Source organism: Streptomyces sp. Tu 3180, assembly GCF_009852415.1.
GTDB lineage: Bacteria > Actinomycetota > Actinomycetes > Streptomycetales > Streptomycetaceae > Streptomyces.
The window spans coordinates 6,233,067-6,248,186 of sequence record NZ_WOXS01000002.1; the positions used below are offsets into that span (position 1 = coordinate 6,233,067).

Annotated in this window: 8 protein-coding genes and 1 pseudogene; all 9 read right to left on the minus strand. The window is 74.5% G+C overall.

All coding sequences use genetic code 11. From position 1 onward, the window contains the following. Positions 1 to 5: 5 nt before the first annotated feature. The 9 genes and pseudogenes from GL259_RS28900 to GL259_RS28940 all read right to left on the minus strand — a co-directional run bounded on the left by GL259_RS28900 (position 6) and on the right by GL259_RS28940 (position 15,068). Positions 6 to 1,984, minus strand: a pseudogene (locus tag GL259_RS28900) (alginate lyase family protein). Further along, a complete protein-coding gene (locus GL259_RS28905; protein WP_159536223.1) occupies positions 1,981 to 4,164 on the minus strand; it encodes a bi-domain-containing oxidoreductase in 2,184 nt (727 codons plus the stop codon). Before GL259_RS28905 ends, GL259_RS28900 begins: the two are co-directional and overlap by 4 nt. Positions 4,165 to 4,180: 16 nt before the next feature. Next, positions 4,181 to 6,112 (minus strand): asparagine synthase (glutamine-hydrolyzing), encoded by a 1,932-nt coding sequence (gene asnB, locus GL259_RS28910; RefSeq protein ID WP_159536224.1) that lies wholly within the window; start codon positions 6,110 to 6,112, stop codon positions 4,181 to 4,183. A gap of 3 nt (positions 6,113 to 6,115) precedes the next feature. Further along, entirely contained in the window at positions 6,116 to 7,669 is a 1,554-nt protein-coding gene (locus GL259_RS28915) for a Wzz/FepE/Etk N-terminal domain-containing protein (RefSeq protein WP_159536225.1), read from the minus strand. Then, positions 7,666 to 9,036 (minus strand): Wzz/FepE/Etk N-terminal domain-containing protein, encoded by a 1,371-nt coding sequence (locus GL259_RS28920; RefSeq protein ID WP_159536226.1) that lies wholly within the window; start codon positions 9,034 to 9,036, stop codon positions 7,666 to 7,668. Before GL259_RS28920 ends, GL259_RS28915 begins: the two co-directional genes overlap by 4 nt. Next, complete coding sequence (locus GL259_RS28925) at positions 9,033 to 10,313, minus strand: glycosyltransferase family 4 protein (protein WP_159536227.1); 1,281 nt, start codon at positions 10,311 to 10,313, stop codon at positions 9,033 to 9,035. Before GL259_RS28925 ends, GL259_RS28920 begins: the two co-directional genes overlap by 4 nt. Continuing rightward, on the minus strand, positions 10,303 to 11,619 hold the full coding sequence (locus GL259_RS28930) for a nucleotide sugar dehydrogenase (protein WP_159536228.1): 1,317 nt from the start codon (positions 11,617 to 11,619) through the stop codon (positions 10,303 to 10,305). The genes GL259_RS28925 and GL259_RS28930 overlap by 11 nt, the downstream gene beginning before the upstream one ends. An 82-nt stretch (positions 11,620 to 11,701) precedes the next feature. After that, positions 11,702 to 13,180, minus strand: coding sequence for a sugar transferase (locus tag GL259_RS28935; RefSeq protein WP_159536229.1), 1,479 nt, complete (start codon positions 13,178 to 13,180; stop codon positions 11,702 to 11,704). Between the two features lie 772 nt (positions 13,181 to 13,952). Then, positions 13,953 to 15,068, minus strand: a complete 1,116-nt coding sequence (locus GL259_RS28940) for a LacI family DNA-binding transcriptional regulator (protein WP_166461571.1) — start codon at positions 15,066 to 15,068, stop codon at positions 13,953 to 13,955. Positions 15,069 to 15,120: the final 52 nt, after the last annotated feature.

Sequence of the window (15,120 nt, forward strand, 5' to 3'; positions counted from 1 at the left end):
CCCCCCTAGCCGCGGAACCTGAGTACGGTGGTGAACCCCTGCGCGCCGTCGGCGAAGCCGGTGCCGACCAGCGTCGTGGCGGGTTCCTTGCGGCCGAAGCCGGCGGAGTACCAGCCCAGCGGCGGGTCGGTCTCGCCGCGGTGCGCCCGCCAGGACAGCTGCCCGGGCAGTTCGAGCGCCGCGGAGCGTTCCTCGCCGTCCCGGGTCCAGGTGAGCCGCGCCCGGCTCCCCTCCAGGTCCGCGGTGATCGCCGGGCCGAGGTGGAACGCCAGCCGCACCTGCCGGCGCGGGCCGCGCACCTCGTCGACCACCCTCAGCTCCCGGCTCGCGGCCGTCAGCTCCACCCGGCGGCGGTGCACGGAGGGCCGGTAACCGTCGTGCTCGGCGCACCAGCGGGCCGTCCCCCGCCGGAGGAGCCGGACGCGTCCACGGCCAGGACGCGGCTGCGGGCGTGCCGGGTCCACAGGAACGGGCCGCCGGAGACGGACTGGTCGGCGCCGTCCAGTTGCAGGGTGTTGTGGCCGAGGGTCGACCGGAAGTACCCCCGCCACTCGGGCTGCCCGTGGTAGCAGAACGTCCCCGGGTCGGCGAGCACGTCGACCCCGTCGTGCCGGACCTCCACGGACAGCGCGTCCGCGTGGGCGTGCGCGGCGATGGACAGGAAGCCGTGCGGACCGCCGTCGCAGCGGCACCAGATCTCCCCCGGACCCCGCAGGACGGTGAGCCCCGCGTCGGCGAAGTGGGCCGGCCGGCTCGCCGGACGGGACACGGCCGGTGCGGTCGCGTTCTTCGGGTACGGCCGGATGAGCGCGGCCAGCAGCGGGGTGCGCACGTCGGTGCCGGTCACCGCCGGCCACCAGGCGAGCCGGCCGAACACGGCGTCCCCGGTGGCCAGCAGCGAGGCCCAGCGGTCGGTGCCCGCGCCGTCCACGACCAGGCCGTGCCCGTCGTCCGCGTCCCCCTGGCGCGGCGGCCGCAGCCGGTTGTCCACGACGGCCGCGAGCGCGTCGGTCATGCGCAACAGCACCAGCCGGACCGGCGCGGGGACCGGCACGCCCGCGGCGTCCGCCTCGGCCACCGCGGCCAGGCCGAGCTCCAGCACCAGTCCGTGGTACTCGGTGGCCAGTTCGCGGTTGAGGCCGGAGCCGAAGGTGTTGCTCCGCAGATGCCGCTCCAGCGACCGCAGCGCGTCGGCCCGCCAGCGCGCCGAGGAGGGGAACCACCCGAACGCGCAGGACGCCGCGAACTGCCCGGCGGCCTCGGCGACGACGTGGTTGTTCGCCGAGGAGCCCCGGCTGGGGAAGGCGGCCAGCCAGCGCTGGTGGTGCCAGATCTGGTGCCGCGCCACCGGGTCGTCCTCGAACAGCCCGGCCGCGCCCGGCCAGCCGTCGAGCAGCCGGCGGATCCACACCCAGGACAGCAGGCGGATCCCCAGCTCGATGCCGCTGGTCCAGTGCACGCCGCGCAGCGGCGCGTTGGCCGCCCACCACGACCGCAGGTGCCCGGCCACCCGCTCGGCGTACCGCTCGTTCCCGGTGAGCGCGTAGGCGGCGGCGAGCACGGTGAGGTACTGGTGCCGGGACGGCTCCCAGATCTGCTTGATGTCCCCGACCGCGTCCTCGTCCCGGTACGGCACGTCGAAGGCGTAGCCCCCCGGAGCCCGGCGCCCGGTCCTCGGGTCGTACCACCAGTCCGGGTCGGCCAGGTCGTCGCGGACCACCCCGAAGTACTCGGCGTGCCCGGCCATCAGCCGGTCCGCCTCGGCGACGAGGCGTTTCGCGGCGTCCGGCGGCACCGCGTCGAGCGCCCCCGCGGGCAGTGCCGCGGTGAACCGGGCGCCGGTCACGTCCGGGCAGTCCGGCGGCGGCACCGAACGCCACCGCCGCCTGCGCACCGCGTCGCCCACCCGGCCGCCGACCTCCCGCGGCCCCATCCGGGACAGCCGCCGCAGGTACCAGCCCGGGCTCCCCGCGCTCACCGTCATCGCGCGCCCGCCAACGTCACCGGCGCGCCGCCGGCCAGGCCGGTCCGCACGGCGAGGGTGGCCGCCGTGGTCGCGACCAGCGACCGGAGCGGCACCGGCATCGGCCCGCCGGTCCGCACGGCCTTGACGAACGCGGCCAGTTCGGCGGACTGGCCCTTGTCCCGGGCCCTGGGCAGCCGCGAGCTGACCCACCGCTTGCGGCTGTGGACCGAGGCACGGACGAAGTCGTCGAGCCGCAGCACCTTGCCGTCCGCGACCAGGTCCAGCGTCTCCTTGGGGAAGCCGGCCGCGCCGGTGGTGACGTAGCTGATGGTGGCGGTGGACCCGTCCGGGTAGCGCAGCACGACCTGGAGGTCCTCGTCGCCGGGCGTGGCGAGCGCGTACACCGAGACCGGGTCGGCCTCGAGCAGCCAGCTCACCGTGTCGATGAAGTGCCCGCCCTCGCCGGTGAACCGGGAGCCCTCGGTGCCCTGCCGGAGGTACCAGCTGCCGTGGTCGAGCCGGCCCGCGTTGACCAGGTAGCGCACGCTCGCCGGCCCGGTGCGGGCGCCGAACCGCTCCTTGGCCTCCCGCAGCAGCGGCGCGAACCGGCGGTTGAAGCCCACCTGGATCCGGTCGTTGCCGGACTCCTCCACCGCCGCGAGCACACCGGCCAGTTCGTCCTCGGTGAGGGCCAGGGGCTTCTCCACGAACACCGTCTTGCCGGCGAGCAGGGCCCTGCGGGTCAGTTCGGCGTGCGAGCTGTGGCGGGTGACCACGAACACCGCGTCGACGGACTCGTCGCCGAGCACGGCGTCGAGGTCGGTGGTCGCCCGGGCGAAGCCGAACTTGTGCTGCGCGTTGGCCGCGGACAGCGCCGTCGTGGTGACGACCGTGGACAGCTCGACGCCGTCGCGCTGCGCCAGGTGCGGCAGCAGCATCGACGTCGCGTAGTTCCCCGCGCCGACGAACGCCAGGCGCACCGGTTTCCCGGCGCCCCGGGCCGGGGCGGACGCCCCACCGCCGCGCGGCTTCACCGCGGGCACGGTCACCGCCGGGGCCTTCGTCTCCCCCGTCCGTGCGGCGTACCGGAACAGCACGGCCACGGCCTTCAGGCCGCCGTCCTCCAGGCTCCGGTACGTCTCGACGGCGTCGTCGAAGTCGGCGACGCGGGAGACCAGGGGCTCCACGTCGACGCGGCCGCGGGCCACCAGATCGAGGAAGCACGCCAGGTTGCGGCGCTCGGTCCAGCGCACGTAGCCGATCGGGTAGTCCCGCCCCTCGAGCTCGTACTCCGGGTCGTAGCGCCCGGGGCCGTACGAGCGGGAGAACCGGACGTCGAGCTCCTTCTCGTAGTACGCGTTCCACGGCAGGTCCAGGCGGCACTTGCCGATGTCGACGACCCGGCCGCGGTCCCGGCTCAGCCGGGCGGCCAGCTCGACGGGCTGGTTGCTGCCGCCGCCGGCGGCCAGGTACACCTGGTCCACGCCCAGGCCGCCGGTGAGTTCGGCGACGGCACTCTCCACGGCCGCGGAGCCGGGATCGCCGCAGGCCGCCGCGCCCAGCCGCCCGGCGAGTTCGCAGCGCGCCGGGTCGGGGTCGGCCCCGACGACGCGGACCCCCGAGGCGGCGAGCAGCTGCACCACCAGCTGCCCGATCAGCCCGAGGCCGATGACCAGGGCCACCTCGCCGAGCTGCGGCTCGCCCCGGCGGACGCCCTGCAGCGCGATCGACCCGACGGTGCCGAAGGCCGCGTGCCGCGGCGCGAGGCCGTCCGGCACCGGGACGTAAAGGTTCTTCGGCACCCAGTTCAGCTCGGCGTGCAGCGCGTGCTCGTTGCCGGCGCAGGCCACGAGGTCGCCGACCTTCACGTCGTCGATCCCGGCGCCGACCTCCTCGACCACCCCGCACAGCGAGTAGCCCAGCGGCGTGTAGGAGTCCAGCTTGCCCATCACCTTGCGGTAGGTGGCGGGCACCCCGTTGGTGGCCACGCTCTGCACGACCTTGGCCACCTGGTCCGGCCGGGAGCGGGCCTTGCCCAGCATCGACATGCCGGCCTCGGACACCTTCATGAGCTCGGTCCCGGTGGAGATCAGCGAGTAGGCGCTGCGGACCAGCACACCGCCCGGCTTGCACCCCGGCACCGGCACGTCGAGCAGGGCCAGCTCGCCGCTCTTGTAGTTCTGTACGACCTGTTTCACCGAAGTCCTCTTGTCTCTACGCCGTCGGGGAGTTCCGGCCGGACCCGGAGGTCGCGCCGCGGTACCAGTACTCGAGGGTCAGCACGTGCCACAGATGCTTGGAGAAGTCCCGCTGCCCGGCGGCGTCCTCGGCGACCAGCCGCTGGAGCGCGTCGCGGCGCAGGATCCCGGAACGGACGAGCTCGCCGTCGTTGACCACCTCGCGCACCAGCGGCGCCAGGTCCCGGCTCATCCAGGCCCGCAGCGGGGCGCTGAACAGGCCCTTGGGCCGGTACACGATCTCCCGGGGCAGGACCGAGGCGGCCGCCTCCTTGAGGACGGCCTTGCCCTGCCGCCCGACGATCTTGCGGTCGCCGGGCACGGCGAACGCCGCCCTGACCACCTCGACGTCCACGTACGGCACCCGCACCTCGGTCGACGCGGCCATGCTGGAGCGGTCGGTGTAGGCGAGGTTCAGGCCCGGCAGGAACATCCGGGCGTCGCCCAGGCACATGCGGTTGACGAAGTCGTCGAGGTCGTTGTCCCGGTAGACGTCCGCGTGCTCGGTCAGCACGTCCTCGACCGCCGGGGCCAGGTCCGGGGCGACCAGGGCGAGCAGCTCGTCCCGGTCGTACAGGGTGTAGCTGCGCCGGAACGCGGTCTCCTCCGGCAGATCGGCGAAGGAGAGGAACCGCTTCGCGAAGCGCACCGACCGGTACCCCCGGCGGGCCGAGGCCACCGGCAGCCGGTCCACGGCCCCGGACACCCCGCGCCGCAGGAGCCGCGGGACGCGCTGGTAGCGCAGCGCGACCAGGTTGGCCAGGTGCTTGCGGTAACCGGCGAACAGCTCGTCGGCCCCCATCCCCGAGAGCATCACCTTGACCCCGGCCTCCCGGGCGGCCGAGCAGATCAGGAACGTGTTGATCGCGGCGGGGTCGCCGATCGGCTCGTCCAGGTGGTGCGTCATCCGCGGTAGCAGGTCGAGCACGTCGGGAGCGATCTCGATCTCGTGCAGGTCGACGCCGAACCGCTCGGCCACCCGCCGGGCGTGGCGCAGGTCGTCCGGCATCGCCTCGAACCTGGCGTCCTCGGCGCGGAACCCGATCGTGTACGCGGAGATCCCGGGCCGGTCGCGGGCCGCCAGCGCGGTCAGGTAGCTGGAGTCCAGCCCGCCGGAGAGGAAGGTCGCCACGGGCACGTCGGAGAGCAGGTGGCGCCGGGTCGACTCCTCGACGATCGCGTGCAGGTCCGGCTGCTCGCCGGCCCGGGCCCGCTCCCGCCCCTCGGCGGCGACGTCCCTCAGGTTCCAGAACCGGCCGCGCTCCACCCGGCCGTCGGGCCGGCACCTCAGCCAGGTCCCCGGCGGCAGCTTCTCCGCCCCGCGCAGCGCGCACCGCGAGTCCGGCACCCAGTAGTACAGCAGGGAGGCGACCAGCGCCGCGTGGTCCACCTCCAGCGACCCGCCGGTCACGGCGGCGAGCGCCTTGAGCTCGGAGGCGAACACCAGGCCCTCGCCTCGCCGGAGCAGGAACAGCGGCTTGATGCCGAGCTGGTCGCGGACGAGCACCAGCTCACCGGTGCGCTCGTCGAAGACCCCGAACGCGAACATGCCGCGCAGCCGGGGCAGGCAGTCCGTGCCCCAGCGCCGCCAGGCCTCCAGCAGCACCTCGGTGTCGGAGGTGCCGCGGAAGCGCACCCCGGCGGCCGCCAGCTCGGCGCGCAGCTCGGGCGCGTTGTACAGCTCGCCGTTGTACGTCAGGACGAGGCCGTCCGAGACCATCGGCTGGGCGCCGGTCCCGGACAGGTCGACGATGGCCAGCCGGCGGTGCCCGAGGTGCACTTCGCCGTCACCGGCGGGGTGGCTGTACCGGCCCGCCCCGTCCGGACCGCGGTGGGCGAGGACCTCGGTGAGCCGGTCGGTCACGGCCTTCCCGTCCGGCCACCGGTACGTGCCTGCGATGCCACACATGTCCTACCGCGCCTCCTGGTCGCTGTCCGGGACCCGTGCCCCCGACATCGGCAGCCGTTCCGTCCGCCGCCGTCCCTCCCCCGCTGCCTGGACGGCGTGGGAGGCACCCCCGCCGTTCCACCGGGCCGGCCCCCCGCTCCGGCCGCGCGGCGCGGTGTGCGGCCCGTCCCACAGCGTGCCGTCGGTCCGGTCACGCGGATCGGGGTCGACCAGCACCACACCGATCACCGCGACGCGCCGGTCCGCGAGCTGCCGCGCCACGGTGTGCAGCCATGCGGCGCTGCCGTGCCCGGCGCGCACGACGAGCACGGTCCGGGCGCCGAGGTGCGGGAGGTCGCCCCACGCCGTGCCGGGCGCCACCGAGCCGACGCCGAGCCGGCGCTCGCGGTGCGGTACGTCCGCGGCGTCCACGCCGCTGACCACGGTGGGGTCCCCCGGCTTCGGGCGGCGCTCGGCGAGCTGCCGGCCGGGCAGGCCGTCGACGACGACCACGGGCCCCTGGGCCGCCAGCGCGCGGGCGAGATCCAGGGCGAGCGCACCCGTGCCGCGCGCACAGCCCAGTTCCAGCAGCGACACCGGTTCCGCGGAGCCGCGCACCGCGCGGGCCAGGGACGCGGTGAGCCCTGCCCGCGCCGCCCGCATCCGGCGGCGCCGCCACGGCCCGGCCGGCCGGCCCGGCAGCTCCGCGAGGACCGAGGCGCCGAGGTGCGCCGCGATGTCCCGGCGCAGCACGGGGCGGTCCGCCACCACCGCGGTGACCGCGGCCACCGCGAGCCCGAGGACGAGCCCGAGGACGAGCCCGATCGCGGCGTCGGCGGCGGCGGTCCTGAGCAGGGAGTGCCGCACCACGCGCGGGGCGTCCACGATCTGCGTGCCGGCGACGAGCCGGGGCGTGCCCACGCGCGCCTCCTCGGCGCGCCGGCCGAAGTCGCTGATCCGCGAGGTGAGTTCGGCCCGGCGGGCGAAGAGCGACTCCAGGTTCGCCGACGCCTTCGGCCCGCTCTCCCGCGGTCCGTCCCCGATCGCCCCGTCGACCCGGTCGAGTTCGTCCCGCATGCGGTCACGCTGTCGGAGCAGGGACTCGGCCTCGGCGTCCGCGGCCTCCCGTATGCGCCTCACGTGGTCCGCGACGAACGCGTCGGCCAGTGCCCCGGCGCGGGCCACCGCCTCCGCCTCGCTGCCGCCCGTCACCGTGATCTGCAGCAGGTTGTTGGTCAGGCCGGTCCCCTCGTAGTCCTCCATGAAGTCCTCCGGTTTCTCCGGGGACCCGAGGGAGCGCAGGGCCTCGCCGGCGATCCGGGTGGTGTGCAGCAGCGCGGCGTCGGTGCGGATCAGCGTTCCGGGGTCGTTCGGCTGGTCCTGCTGGTGCGCGACCAGCACCTTGGTCACCGCGGTCGGCGGGGGCGGCAGCAGGACCGCCACGGCCGCGCCGAGGAGCAGCCCCAGCAGCGCCGCGGAGCACCAGAGGCGGCGCCGTCTGCGCACCGCCACCACCAGCGCCTGCAGGTCCAGCAGCGGAGCGGCGGCCGACGGCTCCGCCGTCACAGGCGTCGTCACCGTGCACCACCTCCCGTCGTGTCGTCGGCCACCGCGAGCGCCGGCGCGGCGGCGTCCCGGGGACGGCCGGCGGAGCGCGTCGCACGGGCCCGGACCGGGCCGGCGAGGACGGTGCCGACGACCTCGTGCCCGGCGTCCGCGCACGCCTCGGCGAGGCCGGAGAGCTCCTCCGCGGTCCAGCGGCCCGCGCTGAGCACGACCAGGACGCCGGACTCGTCGCCGCGGTCCGGGACCACCGGCCGGTGCACCGGGACCCCCACCACCCGCAGCAGCGGATCGCCCCCGGCCTCGGCGAGGAGCTGCCCGGCGGCCCGGCGGGCGGTCTGGTCGCCGTCCGGGACGACGACCAGCAGCCGCCGGGGAGCGGGCAGCCGGTCCCGGAGGCGGGCGCACACCCGCCGGTGGCGGATCCGCCTGCCGGCCTCGTCACCGGACGCCTGCGGGGCGGGCAGGTCCCACCGGACGTCGAGGTCCAGCAGCCGGCGGACCCGGGTCCACGGGCCGCGGTCCCCCGGCCGGTGCGCGGGCCGTTCCTCGAGCACGTCGACGGTGCCCAGCGGCTTCGAGCCCAGCGCCGCGGCGATCTCCGGTTCGGTGCGCGGCCGGCGGCTCGTCCGCGCGGCGACGAGATGACCGACGACCGCGAGCAGGAAGAACAGCAGCGCCCCGCCGCCGACGAGCTGCGTCCTCGTCGGCGGTGCCTCGCCGTCCGGCCGGGCCGCCGGCCCCATGACGACCATGTCGGCCCTGCCCGCGGCCGGATCGGCCCGGTCCAGCTCGGCGACGGCCTCCTGCAGCGCGGTGCGCAGCTTCGCGAGCTCGGTGCGGGTCTGCACGCTCTCCACGGTCCGCCCCGGACCGGCCGCGTCGGCCAGCTCGGTGATGCGGCGGCTGGTCCGCGCCACCATCTGCCGCAGTTCCTCGGGCCGCGCCGCCGCCTCGGAGTCGGTGTCGTGGCCCGCGATCCGCGCGGCGAAGGTGACGAACTGCTGGACCACCTGGTCGGAGAGCCGCTGTGCGCGCTCCGGGGTGTCGGCCGTGCCCGAGACCTCGATGATGTTCCCGTCGGCGGCCTCGGCGCTCACCCGGTCCCGCAGCTCGCGGCCGTCGACCCCGCTCCAGCCGAGCTCGGCGGCCGCGCGGTCGACCACCACCGAACTGGTCGCGATCTGCGCCTGGGTCAGCAGCTCGCGCTCCTCCCACGCCCCCGGCAGCAGGACCGACGCCGACGTCGTGTACCGCGGCGGGAACAGCACGGAGGCGCCGTAGCCGACGAGCGCGCCCACCACGGTGAGGACGGCGAGGAGCCGCCGGCGCCGACGGATCATCCGCCCGATCGTGACCAGGCGTATCGTGTCATCGCTCAACGGCGCGGCCTTCTCCCTGTCCGGCCCCGGGCGCCCGCCGACACCGGAGCGCGGTCACGGCAGGCGGCGGCGTAGGCGGCGAGCAGCGACGCCTGCGAGTTCCGCCAGGAGAGCGGCCCGCCGATCCGCTCCTGGCCGATCTTGCCCATCAGGGCCCGCTTCTCCGGATCGTCCAGCAGCCGCGCGATGAGCCCGGCGAACTCGGCCTCGTCGTCGGCGGAGGCGTAGAGGGCGGCGTCGCCGGCGGAGACCCGCGCCTCCTTCAGGTCGAACGAGACGACCGGCCGGCCCATCACCATGTACTCCAGGACCTTGTTCATGGTCGACACGTCGTTGAGCGGGTTGCGCGGGTCGGGGGAGAGGCACACGTCCGCGGTGGACAGGTAGCGCACCAGGTCCGCGTCCGGGATGCGCCCGGTGAACTGCACCTGCTCCGAGAGCCCGAGCCGCCGGGACAGCTCCACCATCGCGTCGAAGGTGTCGCCGGCGCCGACGAACACCGCGTGCCAGTCGGTCCGCCCGTGCTCGTCGCGCAGCTTCGCGAGGGCCCGCAAGGCGTAGTCGACGCCGTCCTGCGGCCCCATCACGCCGAGGTAGCACAGCAGATGGGGCTTGCCGCGCTTCAGTTCCGGCTCGGGCGGCACAGGGTGGAACCGGTCGATGTCGGGCGCGCTGCGCACCACGAAGACGTCCTCCGGCCGCCGGCCGCCACGGCGCACCGCGACGTCCCGGTAGCTCTCGTTCGTGGCGAGCACGACGTCCGCGGCCCGGTAGGTCAGCCGTTCCAGCGCGCACACGGCGCGGTAGAGCAGGTCCTCGCCGCGGCCGAACCGGGAGAGGTACAGCTCGGGCACCAGGTCGTGCTGGTCGAAGACGAACCGCGCGCCGCGCCGCTTCAGCCACAGGGCCGGCAGGAACAGCAGGTCGGGCGGGTTGCAGGCGTGGACCACGTCGACCGGGCCGACCTTCCGGGCCAGCCGGACCGTGTGCCACAGCGCCGATCCGTACTCCCGCAGGTAGCCGGCCGGCCCTCCGGTGGCCGCGCGCAACGGGTAGCGGCGGATCCGCACCCCGTCGATCTCCGCCTCCGGCTCCGTGTCCCGCTTGCTCCCGCGGGGACAGATGACGTGCACCTCCCAGCCCGCGTCGCGCAGCGTCGTGCACTCCTGCCACACCCGCCGGTCGAACGGCACCGACAGGTTCTCCACCAGGACCAGCGCGCGCCGGGCCGGCCGGTCGCCGCCGCCCGTGTCCTTGAACGATGCGTCACCAAGCAAGGCCCACGTACCCCGGTTCGGCCCGGCGCGCCTCGGCGTCGGGAAGGCGGACGAGATCGATGATCACCGGGTCGTCGCCGTGGGGCAGCGCCGACAGCACGGCCGGGTCCCTGGTGCCCACCAGGCACACCTCGGCGTGCTCGAGCACCTCGTCGACGGAGTCCGCGAGCAGCTGCGCGAGGTGCGGCAGCCGGGTCTCGATGTACTCGCGGTTCGCGCCGATCAGCCGGGAGAGGCTCACGTTGGCGTCGTGGATCCGCAGGTCGTACCCCTTCCCGAAGAGCCTCTCCGCGAGCTCGACGAGCGGGCTCTCGCGCAGGTCGTCGGTGCCGGGTTTGAAGGACAGCCCGAACAGGCCCACCCGGCGCCTGCCGGTGCGCTCGACCAGTTCCACCGCGCGCTGCAGGTGGTCGGAGTTGGAGGGCAGCACGTGGGCGAGGATGGGCACCGAGACGTCGGCCCGCTGCGCCGCGTGGACCAGGCTGCGCAGGTCCTTGGGCAGGCAGGAGCCGCCGAAGGCGAAGCCGGGCCGCAGGTAGGCGGGGCTGATGTTCAGCTTGCGGTCGGCCAGGAACACGTCCATCACCTGGTGCGAGTCCACCCCGAGCGCCCGGCACACCGCGCCCAGCTCGTTCGCGAAGCCGATCTTCAGGCCGTGGAACGCGTTGTCCGCGTACTTGATCGCCTCGGCGGTCGGGACCGGCACCCGGAACACCTCGCCGGGCAGGCCGTCGTACAGCGCCGCCACCGCGTCGCCGCTCGCCGGGTCGAGCTCGCCGATGACGGTCTTGGGCGGGTCGAAGAAGTCCCGCACGCTCGTGCCCTCGCGCAGGAACTCCGGGTTGACCGCGACCCCGACGTCCACCCCGGCCGTGCCGCCGACGTGCTTCTCCAGGATCGGCACCAGCAGGTTCAGGCAGGTGCCCGGGAGCATGGTGCTGCGGAACACGACGGTGTGCCGCCCGCCCCGTTCGGCCAGCGCGGCGCCGATCTGCTCGGTGACCCGCTCCAGGTACGTGGTGCACAGGCTGCCGTTGGGCTCCGACGGCGTGCCCACGCAGACCAGCGACATCTCGCTGCCCGCGATCGCCTCGCGGACGTCGCCGGTGGCGCGTAACGCCCCGGTCCGCACGACCTCGGCGACGAGCTCGCCGATCCGCTCCTCGACCACCGGGGCCCTGCCGTCGTTGACCAGGTCGACCTTCACCTGGTTCACGTCCACCCCGATGACCTCGTGGCCCATGCTGGCCAGGCACGCGGCCGACACGCAGCCCACGTAGCCGAGCCCGAGAACGCTGACTCTCATGACCCGTTCCTCCCCCCAGGCAGGCCCCGTCGGCCTGCGGTCCGTGCGCCGGCGGGACCGCCGGATCGCGGCCCCCCGCACATCAGTAGGCCCCCTGCCCGTGGAGCACCGCGCGCAGCGTCTTCCACAAGATCACCGTGTCCAGGGCGAGCGACCAGTCCTCGACGTACCGCAGGTCCAGCCGGACCGTCTCCTCCCACGACAGGTCGCTGCGCCCGCTGATCTGCCACAGGCCGGTGAGCCCGGGCTTGACCAGCAGCCGCCGCCGGATGTCCGGGCCGTACGCGGCGGTCTCCTCCGGCAGCGGGGGCCGCGGACCGACGAGCGACATCGACCCGGTGAGCACGTTGAACAGCTGCGGGAGCTCGTCGATCGAGTACCGGCGCAGCACCGCTCCCACCCGGGTGACCCGCGGATCCCGGCGGAGCTTGAACAGCAGGCCCGCGCCCTCGTTGCGGTCGGCCAGCTCGGCCCGTGCCCGGTCGGCCCCGGCGACCATGGTGCGGAACTTGAGCATGGTGAACTCGCGGCCGTCCTTGCCGACCCTGCGCTGGCGGTAGAACGCCCCGCCCCGGCTGTCCACCGCCACGAGCAGCCCGACGAACACCATCAGCGGTGCGAACAGCATCAGCAGGATCACCGCGCCCAGGCGGTCGACGACCCCTTTGACCACCCGGCGGCCCCCGGTGAAGGCCGGCATGCTGACCCGCAGCAGCGGGATCCCGAGCACCGCGTCGATGTGCAGTCTCGGGCCGGCCACCTCCATCAGCACGGGGGCCACGATCATCTCGGCGTCGCTGCCCTCGAGGTTCCAGGCCAGCCGCTGCAGCCGGTCCGGTGACCAGTGCGGGTCCGGTGTGACCGCGACGACGCGGTAGCCGTCGCGGCGGACGTGATCGGCGACGTCCGACAGCCGGCCGACGACCGGCACCCCGTCCAGCCGGTCACCGCCGGGCGTGGGACCGTCCGTCGTGCACACCGCGTCCACCCGCCAGCCGAGGTGCGGGAACTTGCGGGTCCGGGTGATCAGGTCGCGCACGGTGGCCGGGCTCCCGGCGGCGAGCACCGGTCTCAGGCACCGCCCTTCCTTGCGCTGTTTGTGCAGTCCGAGGCGCAGCACGTACCGCGCGGTCATGGTGACGAGCGCGATCGCGGGGATCGCGACGAAGATCCAGAGTTTGATGTTGCGCGAGGTGAGGGCGATTCCGCCGAGCGCCAGTACGACGGTCGCCGCGAACAACGAGCGTCCGAGCCGGCGGAATTCCTCGGCGCCCTGGCCGAGTACGGCCGGAGTCCACGACCGGCTCACCGCGAGCGTCCCCAGCACCAGCAGCCAGGTGCCGAATGCGAGAATTCCCCATTTCTCGTGCCAGTTGGCCGCGTCCCGGGCCCCGAAGAAGTTGCCGATCGCCGCCACCACGAAGGCCGTGGTCACGGTGTCGGTGGTGATCACGGTACGGCGGTACCGCTGCTCCCAGTCGATCGCGGGCCGGCTGATCGTCCCGTTCGCCAGACGCCCGCGCGCCGACGGGAACGGGCTGAGTAATCCCCCTTGACGCACAGAACCCCCCAGGTCCCCAGTGGTTCGACGTGTTCCCCTGACACCGTTTCTCCACCCGGGAGGCCCCGCCCCCCGTGCCGCGCTGTTCCTCCCCACGGGAGGCCCCCGCCCCCCGCGCATGACATCCCGGCTGTTTCAGAGCTGGTCGAACAACGCATCCCGGCGGCAGCGGACTCGCACGTCCTGCCGGACTCTCGAGGTGCGCGGGAACCCGTCGCAGCCCCGGGCGCTCCCCGCACCCAAGGCCCCTCCCGGGCTCCAAGAATTGATCACCCCCACGTCTGGCGCCGGGGACGTGGCCATTGGTTTTTCCCGGTGCCGGACTTATTGATCATTATTGGTCGCCTCGTGCTCAACGGCTGAAGCAAGGTCAATCTAGACCATGGGGACCGGAATTGGAGAGGGGTTGTGTGTAATTTGTGTTCAAGCTCCGGGGGTTGGCCAATCGGCCGGTAACAGCCCGCGGCCACCGTGACGCCGCCGCGCACTCCGGCGGCCCGCCCGGGCGCCCTCGGCACGGTCCCGGCGGGGCGCCGTCCGGTGCGCCGCGGGCGGCACCGTGCGCGGGATCCACGACGGCGGCGGCCCGTACGGCGAGCGCACGGGCCGGCGCCTTCCGGGAGCACCGGACTCCTCCCGGCGCACCGCGCGGTCGTTCGGGAGCGAGTGGCCGGATGCGCGGTGATCCCGCACGACGTCCCGCGGTCCGGGCGGGGCGTGGTGCCGGGCGGTCCCTGGTCCGGGGGACGCCGGCCGGCGGGCCCTGGGGGAGTCAGCCGCCTTCGCCCCCGCGGCGGTCCCGCCGCGCCCCGGGGGCGCCCGCCGCCGGGACGGCCGCCGTGACTTCTTCCCTCGGCCGCCGCCCCGGCCCTCCTCCGTACGGCGCGGTGCTCTGCCGTGCGACGAGGTGTGTCGCCAGTTCGATGCGCTGGGCCGCCTTGCCGGGGTCGTCCGGGCTCAGGAGCATGCGGATCGCCTCCTCGGCCATCCGGCGCAGCGGCTGGTGGACCGTGGTCAGCGGCGGGCTCGCCCACTGGGCCAGCGGCACGTCGTCGTAGCCGACCACCGAGAGGTCCTCCGGCACCCTCAGGTTCCTCAGCCGGGCCGCCTCCAGCACGCCGAGCGCCTGGAGGTCGCTGCCCGCGAAGACCGCCGTCGGCCGGTCGGGACCGTCCAGCAGGTCCATGGCGTGCTCGAAGCCGCCCTGCACGTGGAAGTCGCCGAAGCGGACGAGGCGCGGGTCGATCGGCAGGCCCGCCATCGCCATGGCCGAGCGGTACCCGTCGAGGCGGGCCAGCGAGCACAGCATGTCCTCGGGCCCGGTGATGATCGCGATGCGCCGGTGTCCGTGGTCGGTGAGGTGGCGCGTGGCCGCGAGGCCGCCGGCCCAGTTGGCGGAGCCCACGGACGGCACGCCGGGGTCGGGGTCCCCGGCCGGGTCGATGATGACGAAGGGGATGCCCTGCGATCCGAGCTGCCGCTTCACGTCCTCCGGGAGCGACGAGAAGACCAGCACGACGCCCAGCGGCCTGCGCCGCAGCACGCCCTCGATCCAGTCGGGCGCGGGGGCGTGCCGGGTGCCGCTCCTGGTGAGCACCACGGTCGCCCGGTTCTCCTGGGCCACGTCCTCCGCGCCCCGGACGATCTCCATCGCCCAGACGCTGTCCAGTTCGTGGAAGACGAGTTCGACGAGGGGGGAGCGCGGCGCGCGCGGGTTGCGGCGGCGGTAGCCGTGGGCCTCCAGGAGCTGCTCGATCCTGGCGCGGGTGGCACGGGAGACATCCGAACGGCCGTTGAGGACCTTCGAAACTGTCGGTAGGGAGACGCCCGCTTCTTTCGCCACTTCGGCCAGCGTCACTCGTGCGCCCACCCCGTCGTCATCGTGCATGTCAGCAGGATAGGCCATGCGCTCGATAACGGTTTGGGTCAGTGCGCTGCAT

Coding starts and splice junctions, on each gene's coding strand:
- GL259_RS28940 (WP_166461571.1), bottom strand. CDS start 15,068: ATGCACGATGACGACGGGGTGGGCGCACGAGTGACGCTGGCCGAAGTG.
- GL259_RS28930 (WP_159536228.1), bottom strand. CDS start 11,619: ATGAGAGTCAGCGTTCTCGGGCTCGGCTACGTGGGCTGCGTGTCGGCC.
- asnB (WP_159536224.1), bottom strand. CDS start 6,112: ATGTGTGGCATCGCAGGCACGTACCGGTGGCCGGACGGGAAGGCCGTG.